At 72.1% G+C, this 5,271-nt stretch carries 5 protein-coding genes; 4 read left to right on the top strand and 1 reads right to left on the bottom strand.

All coding sequences use genetic code 11. The annotated features are described in order from the left end of the window. The 4 genes from ACQKIP_RS38760 to hemG all read left to right on the top strand — a co-directional run. Positions 1 to 390 (top strand): nitrate reductase molybdenum cofactor assembly chaperone (locus tag ACQKIP_RS38760; protein ID WP_427745222.1); only part of this gene is annotated, 390 nt, incomplete at its 5' end. Beyond that, entirely contained in the window at positions 387 to 1,115 is a 729-nt protein-coding gene (gene narI, locus ACQKIP_RS38755) for a respiratory nitrate reductase subunit gamma (protein ID WP_365853592.1), read from the top strand. The genes ACQKIP_RS38760 and narI, both read left to right, overlap by 4 nt. After that, positions 1,112 to 2,350, top strand: coding sequence for a TIGR04053 family radical SAM/SPASM domain-containing protein (locus ACQKIP_RS38750; protein ID WP_365853594.1), 1,239 nt, complete (start codon positions 1,112 to 1,114; stop codon positions 2,348 to 2,350). Before narI ends, ACQKIP_RS38750 begins: the two co-directional genes overlap by 4 nt. Beyond that, on the top strand, positions 2,338 to 3,732 hold the full coding sequence (hemG, locus tag ACQKIP_RS38745; protein ID WP_365853596.1) for a protoporphyrinogen oxidase: 1,395 nt from the start codon (positions 2,338 to 2,340) through the stop codon (positions 3,730 to 3,732). Before ACQKIP_RS38750 ends, hemG begins: the two co-directional genes overlap by 13 nt. 77 nt (positions 3,733 to 3,809) lie before the next feature. Here the strand turns inward: hemG and ACQKIP_RS38740 are convergent. Then, positions 3,810 to 5,271 (bottom strand): right-handed parallel beta-helix repeat-containing protein (locus ACQKIP_RS38740; protein ID WP_427745221.1); only part of this gene is annotated, 1,462 nt, incomplete at its 5' end.

The following is a 5,271-nucleotide window of genomic DNA, read 5'->3' as shown; positions in this document are numbered from 1 at the left end:
GTCCGCGTCAAGCAGATCTACCGCGAGCACGGCCTGCGGTACGCCGACGAGGAACTGCCCGACTTCCTGCCCGTCGTCCTGGACTTCGCCGCCCGCCGCCCGTCAGCGGGCACCGCCCTGCTCGAGGAGCACCGGGTCGGCCTCGAACTGCTGCGCCTGGCCGTCGCGGCGGCCGACACCCCCTACGCGGCGGTCCTCGAAGCGCTGTGCACCACGCTGCCCGGCCCGTCCCCGCAGACCAGGGAAGAGGCCAAGGCGATGGCCCGCAAGGGGCCGCCGCAGGAACTCGTCGGCATCGGCTCGCCGATGGAGCCCTTCGGCGCGGTCATCGACCTGCCCTGGCCCGCCCGCTCCGCTGACCACGCAATCCCCGAAAGGCCGTCGGCATGACCGATCTCCTCCTGTGGGGCGTGCTGCCCTACGTCTCGATCGCGCTGCTGATCTCGGGCACCGTCTGGCGCGCCCGCTACGACCGCTTCGGGCGCACCAGCCACTCCTCCCAGCTGCACGAGTCGCGGCTGCTGAGGATCGGCTCGCCGCTGTTCCACTTCGGGATGCTGTTCGTCGTACTGGGCCATGTGGTGGGCCTGTTGATCCCGCAGAGCTGGACCGACGCGTTCGGCGTCAGCGACCACACCTACCACCTGGTGGCGGTCGGCACCGGCGCGATCGCGGGCGCCGCGGCCATCGCCGGGATCGCGGTGCTCGTCTACCGCCGCTTCTCGGTGCCCGCCGTACGCCGGGCCACCCTGCGCAGCGACCACCTGATGTACACCTTCCTGCTCGGCGCCATCGTCCTCGGACTCCTGGCCACGATCCTCAACTCCACCGGCGCGACCGGCGATTACAACTACCGCGAGGGCATCTCGCCGTGGTTCCGCTCGCTGTTCGCCTTCTCCCCCGACTACCAGCTGATGGCGGGCGCACCCCTGGCCTTCAAGCTGCACATCCTGTTCGGCTTCACCCTCTTCGCGCTCATTCCCTACTCCCGCCTGGTGCACATGTTCAGCGCCCCGGTGCGCTACGTCTTCCGGCCCTTCGTCGTCTACCGCAGCCGCGACCCACGCCGGCTGACCCCGCGCCCGGAGCGGCGCGGCTGGGAGCGAGCCCGATGACGACCGCTCTCACAGCCCCGGCGCCGGCCGCCCCCGGCAAGCTCGTACGAACGCCCCGGCATGCCGTCGCCGACCGCCCCTTCCTGGTCATCTGGGAGGCGACGCGGGCCTGTCCGCTGGCCTGCCTGCACTGCCGGGCCGAGGCCAACACCCGGCGCAGTCCCTTCGAGCTGGACGGGGCGCAGGCCCGGGCCCTGATGGACCAGATCGCCGCGTTCGGGCGGCCCCACCCGCTGTTCGTCATCACCGGCGGCGACCCTTTCCAGCGCCCGGACCTTGCCGATCTCATCGCGTACGGGACCGGGTTGGGCCTGCGGGTGGCGGTGTCGCCGTCGGGCACGCCCACCCTCACCCGCCGGAACCTGACGGCGGTGCGCGACGCGGGCGCCGTCGCGCTCTCGCTCAGCGTGGATGCCTCCACCGCCGCGCGGCACGATGCCTTCCGGGGCGTCGAGGGGGTCTTCGACCTCACCCTGCGCGGCTGGCGCACGGCCCGCGACCTCGGCCTGAAGGTGCAGATCAACACGACGGTCGCGCGGCACAGCCTCGATGACCTGGCCGACATCGCCGCGCTCGTGCGCCGCGAGAAGGCCATGCTGTGGTCCGGGTTCCTGCTGGTGCCCACCGGCCGTGGCGCCGACCTCGCCTCGCTCACCGCGGCCGAGACCGAGGACGTCCTGCACTTCCTCTACGACTGCGGGGCGTTCCTGGCCACCAAGACCACCGAGGGGCACCACTTCCGGCGCGTCGTGCTCCAGCGGACCGCCCTCGCCGAGCGGGGCGAGACGGCCCGCACCGGGGAGCTGCACGCACGCCTGACGGCACGGGCCGCCGCGCTCGGGCTCTTCGACGGCGAGCGGCGGACCAACCGGCGCCCGCCCATGGACGTCTCCTCGGGGCGCGGCTTCGTCTTCGTCTCGCACACCGGCGAGGTCACGCCCAGCGGCTTTCTGCCGCTGTCGGCGGGCAACACCAAACACCGCCCGCTGACCGACATCTACCGCACCTCCCCGCTCTTCACCGAGCTGCGCGACCCCGCACTGCTGCGCGGCAAGTGCGGCCGCTGCGAGTACCGCTCGGTGTGCGGCGGCTCGCGCTCGAGGGCCTACGCCGTCACCGGCGACTATCTGGCGGCGGACCCGTGGTGTGCGTACGAGCCGGGTGCGCCGGATGCCGCTCGATGTGTCCCGGACCAGGATCCCGCCTTCTCCAAGGAGTTCCCGTGCGCTCAGTGATCATCATCGGCGGCGGCATCAGCGGGCTCGCCGCGGCCTGGGAGCTGCGCGGCAAGGCCGAAGTCACCGTCCTGGAGGCGGGCGACCGCGTGGGCGGCAAGCTGCGCACCGGGACCCTGGCCGGCATCCCCGTCGACGAAGGCGCGGAGTCCGTCATGGCGCTGCGCCCAGAAGCCGTGCGCCTGGCGGAGGAGGTCGGCCTCGGAGACAGTCTGTGCGACCCGGAGTCCGCCCCCGTCACCTTCTGGACGCGAGGCGCCCTGCGTGCACTGCCCGCGGGCCACGTGATGGGCATCCCCGCGGAGCCGGCCGCCCTCTCCGGCAGCGGCCTGCTGTCCGACCAGGGGCTTGCCCGGCTCGCCCGGGAGGAGGCGATCCCCGCGCATCCCGTCCTCACCGAGGGAAGCGACATCAGCATCGCCGGGTATCTCGTGCCCCGGATCGGCCAGGAAGCGGTCGACCGCCTCGTGGAGCCGCTGCTCGGCGGGATCTACGCGGGCCGCACCGACCAGCTCTCACTGCGCTCGGCGCTGCCCTTCCTCGCTCCCGTCGCCGCGTCGGACGAGTCCCTGCTCGCCGCCCTGCGCCGCCGCCGGGAGAGCCAGAGCACGGCGCCGGGGCCGAAGCCCCGCGTGGTACGCGGCCTGGCGGGCGGCACCGGCCGGCTGCCGCGCGCGGTGGCCGCCGCGAGCGGGGCCCGCATCCTCACCAGCAGCACCGCCCTCGCCCTCGATCGCGCCCCGGGCGGCCGCTGGCGGGTGCACGCGGCCACCGAGCACGGTCCGGCGACGCTGGACGCCGACGCGGTGATCGTCGCGCTGCCCGCGCCCGCCGCGGCCACGCTCCTGGGCCCGCACTCCCCGGCCGCCCGGGCCGAGCTCGACGCCGTCCGCTACGCCGGATCGGCCGTGGTCACCATGGCGTTCGCCCGCCGGTGGCAGGACAGCCCCGCGCCGGACCTCAACGGCTTCCTCGTCCCGCCGGTGGACGGCCGCACGATCAAAGCGGCCACGCTGCTCTCCCACAAGTGGGCCTGGCAGCGTGATCAGGCGCCCTCGAAGCTGATCCTGCGCGCTTCGGTGGGCCGGATCGGCGAGGAGCATCTGCTCGGCCTCGACGACCGGCGCCTGGTCACCCTCGCCCGGACGGAACTGAGCCAGGCCCTTGGCCCGATGGGCGACCTGCACGCCTCGAAGGTCACGCGCTGGCCGCAGGGCCTGCCGCAGTACGAGGTGGGGCACGCGGACCGGGTGGCCGCCATCCGCGAGGCGGTCGGCAAGCTGCCCGGTGTCGCACTGTGCGGGGCGCTGTACGAGGGGGTGGGCGTCGCCGCGTGCGTGGCGACGGGGCTCGCGGCGGCCCGGCGCTTGCGGGAGGAGTAGGAGGGCAGCGGTGAGCCGCCCACCCCCGCTGGACAGGGACGGGCGGCTGTTGTCGCTTGCCGGGGTCGGCGCCGCCGCTAGCGGGCGGTGAACGACCGCACGGAGGACTTCTTGGCACCCCCTCCGTTGATCACGAACTGCGATCCGGGCTCCTTGAAGATGTCGCCGTCGCGCGAGCCGCTGATCGTCACGTCGGTGAGCGTCGCGCTGCCGCGGGCGCCGCCCATGGCGAGGATGCCCGAGCCGTTGTTGGACTTGGAGATCGTCACGTCGGAGATCTTGACGTCCGGCATGGCGCCGCCGCCCGTCTTGAACTGGATGCCGTCGTAGGTCGAGTCGTGGATGTCGGTGTCGCGGATGGTGACGCCGGGGATGTCGGGGCCCTGGGCGAACAGGGTGATGGCGCCGAACTCCTGGTCCTCGTTCCAGAACGCGCCGCCGGTGCGGTAGAGCCCGTTATTGGCGATCAGGGTCTGTCCGGTGAAGGGGATGGGGTCGTGGTCGGTGGCGAGCATGATGCCGGGGTAGTTCATGGTGTCGTACACCAGGTTGTTCTCGATCTTGTTGCCGTAGCCGCCGTAGACGGCGATGCCGTTGGCGCGCCAGGGCAGTTGCACGGTGTTGTTGCGGAAGGCGTTGTCGTGGCCGACGTCCGTCGAGGTGTCCTTGACGTACTTGCTGGCCCAGACGGCGAGCGCGTCGTCGCCGGTGTTGCGGAAGGAGGAGTTGAAGACGGTGGAGTTGCGGGTGCCGTTGGTGAAGTTGACGCCGTCCGCGTAGGTGTTGCGGATGCGCATGCCGCTGAACTCCAGGCCGTCGCCCGGTCCCCACAGCTCGGGGATGTTGCTGTAGTCGCGGCCGACCCACGCGCCGACGTTGGCGTGTTCGATCCACACATCGTTGATCTTGGTGTTCTTGCCGAAGCGGCCGTTGAGGCCCACGCCGCCTTCCGCGTTGCCGTCGCCGCCGCGGATGGTGCCCGAGCCGAAGATGGCGATGCCGGAGATCTTGGTGTTGTCGTCGATGTCGAAGCCGAAGTTGCCCTCGTGCGGATGGTTGATGCCGCCCGCCTCGTGCGGCGGGGTGAGCGTGTAGAGCTGGGAGTGCCACATGCCCGCGCCGCGGATGGTGACGTCACGGATGCCCACCTGGTTGAACTGGCCGCGGTTGAGCGGGTCGTCGGTGAGGATCTTCTGTTCCTGGCGCCACTGCCCGGCGGGGATCCACACGCAGGCGATCTCGCCCTTCTGGTCGGCGGTCACGGCCTTCTGGATCGCGGCCGTGTCGTCGATGCCGTCGTTGGGGATCGCGCCGTAGGAGGTGATGGAGGTGCACTCGGCGGGCTTGCTCGCGGCGGGCGCCACCTGCTCCAGGTCGATCAGGTCGACGATGTAGAACGCGGCGTCGTCCCCGGCGTCGCGCTGCAGCTTGAACTTGGTGCCCTGCGGATAGGTCTGTGTGAGCAGGGCGTGCGACTCGTCGAAGAGGCGCCGCGCGTCGCCGCCGGGGCGGTTGGTCAGGCCCTCGGGCTGGTCGGTG

The sequence above is a fragment of the Streptomyces sp. NPDC059900 genome (assembly GCF_050270335.1).
In the GTDB taxonomy this organism is placed as follows: Bacteria; Actinomycetota; Actinomycetes; order Streptomycetales; family Streptomycetaceae; genus Streptomyces.
This window is presented reverse-complemented; position numbering and strand designations above follow the sequence as displayed.

Bases quoted from the DNA above. Each gene is read 5' to 3' on its own strand.
- ACQKIP_RS38750 (WP_365853594.1), top strand. From the start codon at position 1,112: ATGACGACCGCTCTCACAGCCCCGGCGCCGGCCGCCCCCGGCAAGCTC.
- narI (WP_365853592.1), top strand. From the start codon at position 387: ATGACCGATCTCCTCCTGTGGGGCGTGCTGCCCTACGTCTCGATCGCG.